The 2,521-nt window shown below is 61.4% G+C and carries 1 protein-coding gene and 1 pseudogene; both read left to right on the top strand.

Translation table 11 applies throughout. From position 1 onward, the window contains the following. A partial coding sequence (locus AAFX91_RS40770; RefSeq protein ID WP_394570252.1) for a hypothetical protein occupies positions 1 to 221 on the top strand: 221 nt, incomplete at its 5' end. A 1,203-nt stretch (positions 222 to 1,424) separates the two neighbouring features. Next, positions 1,425 to 2,215: pseudogene (locus AAFX91_RS40765) on the top strand (IS256 family transposase); the annotation flags it as partial. Positions 2,216 to 2,521: the final 306 nt, after the last annotated feature.

The following is a 2,521-nucleotide window of genomic DNA, read 5'->3' as shown; positions in this document are numbered from 1 at the left end:
ACGTACATTCATGCTTTGCCTCCTTGTCGGAGGCCGGGACGAATCGATCCATGAGTCAAAAATCAGGCGCGCGCTTAGGTGTCATCGCGAAGCTCTTGATGAAGCCGTTCCAGATTTTCGTCCAGACTGGCCTCGAACTCCTCAATGGTCACCTTGTCTGCGCCGCTTGCCCCATGATTGGCGCGAACGCGCTCCCACGCAAGCTTCAAGTTCTTGCGTGAATACACCTTGTCCACCAGAGAGTGGACCTTCTGCTTCTGATCTTCGAGAACAAGATGATCCGATAGTCTCCTCGAAGCGTGACGTTCGGGTTTTTCACAAAAGGAACTGTCCATCTCCACGCTGCTTTCTCATCTATCTCGACGCATCTTCTCTCGACCCGTTCACGAACGTCCTTCCCCGGATCACTCTCGATCCGCCATTGCTGGTCACGCGAGTTATTCGTCTCGCGCTTCTGGTACTACTCCGTTCTCCGACTCCTGCCTGTGCATCGCTTCCCACTTCGCTTGCGCTTATAAGGTCACTTTCCCGGTTACTGCCGGGACACAGGCAGGTCTCCTGGGGTCACGCATGAATCTTCCGTATCGTGCCGTCAGCAAACACCTTGGTACGATGGGTGAATGAGTAACGCCTTCGCCCCCATAATGCGGGCTCGACCTTGCCCCATCTTTGGCCGACCTGTTCATCTGTGGGTTGCCCCTCGATTACGGCCCGATACTTCTCCTCAAACCCTTCGGATTCCGGATCGCTCCGGACACCCTGTCCTCCAGACGCTCGCGCGCCTGGCCAACGAGGCATTACCCCCGTCTTCGAATACGGTGCTCCTCATTCGAGCACCGAAGGGACTTCAACCCTCCTGATTCACGCGCTGCCCAGCGCACACTATGGACCAGTCCGACTCCCGACCTCAGCTCGGACCGCGGCTCTGGCAGTGCCTTGCCGTTGTCCCCCACTGGAGACCAATCCAGTGGACCCGGTCGGGCCTCTCATGTTCCGATGATTGCCTTCCATGCGTGATGCGGCCGTCGACCCCGACGGAGCGGCATCGTCTCGCATAACGACGATGCTCATGCTGCCTTCGTGACTAGGGAACACACTCGGCCTCCGCGAACATCCACCTTTCGAGGCTCATTCCCGCACCCCGCATGGCTCCTGTCTACACTTCAGACCCCGCGTTGCCGCGACGCCCGCAAGACTCGGTCCCGGCTCGCCTGCTTCGGCTTTGGCCGGATGGGACTTGCACCCACAAGCAATCATCAGCTTGGCATGACGTACTCCCGAGTGATGGTGTAGCTCGGTAGAGCAAAGCCGCCCGTACGCGCGCTCCCAATAGCGCCGTAGCGGGCGGGCGGCTTTGCGGTGGTCACCGGCAGTTCGCCGGTAGGATCGGGTTGCGACACGCCAACGCAACCGAGGAACCACCGATGACCGACGACATGATGAACCTGCGCACGCTCGTGGAGAAGACCCCTGATGCCGATCTGTTGCGCGAGATGATCGGCTTTGCCGCCCAACGTCTGATGGAGCTGGAAGTCGAAAGCTAGACCGGGGCGGGTTACGGCGAGAAGAACCCCGAGCGTCTGGCGCAGCGCAACAGCTACCACGACCGGACCTGGGAGACCCGCGCCGGCACGGTCGAGCTGCGCATTCCCAAGCTGCGCAAGGGCTCCTACTTCCCGGGCTTCCTGGAGCCGCGCCGGATGGCCGAGAAGGCGCTGACCGCCGTGGTGCAGGAAGCCTATGTGCAGGGCGTCTCGACCCGTTCGGTGGACGATCTCGTCCAGGCGATGGGGATGAGCGGCATCTCCAAAAGCCAGCTGAGCCGGCTGTGTGGAGAGATCGACGAGAAGGTGAAGGCCTTTCTCGCCCGGCCAATCGAGGGCGACTGGCCCTATCTGTGGATCGACGCCACCTACGTGAAGGTGCGCCAGAATGGCCGCATCGTGTCGGTCGCGGTGATCGTCGCCGTCGGCGTCAACAGCGACGGCCGGCGCGAGGTTCTTGGCTGGACATCGGCCCCTCCGAAGCCGAGACGTTCTGGACCGCGTTCCTGCGCAAGCTCGCCCGCCGAGGCTTGCGCGGCGTCAAGTTAGTCGTCTCCGACGCCCATGAGGGCATCAAGGCCACCGTCGCCAAGGTGCTCAACGCCTCCTGGCAGCGATGCCGCGTGGGGCCGTTGAAAAACCGCTTAGAGCCAAACGCCGATAGCGGCCGCGGATCAGGCGGCGGCGAGATGGCGATGATCATCGGGCAATACGAAAGAGGCTGCGGCAATCTGGAGAAAGCGCAAAAGAGCGAACGCCAGCCTCTTCAGGTTGACAGCCGCGGCGATCAGGAAGGCCTGGATCCGCATGTTCTGAAGACCGCGTCGGATTGCGCGCGCGAGTCCATGTGAACTGCCCCCCGTTTCGACCGGACACCGGCGTTAGCCGGAGGAGCTAGGCCTAGTACCTCGTCACAGTGATTATGACTCTTTGGAAGTGTCGGGATAGGCGCGGCCCATTTTGGCGCGGGCCTTGTC

Origin of the sequence: Bradyrhizobium sp. 31Argb (genome assembly GCF_043638955.1) — a bacterium.
Classification (GTDB): Bacteria; Pseudomonadota; Alphaproteobacteria; order Rhizobiales; family Xanthobacteraceae; genus Bradyrhizobium.
This window is presented reverse-complemented; position numbering and strand designations above follow the sequence as displayed.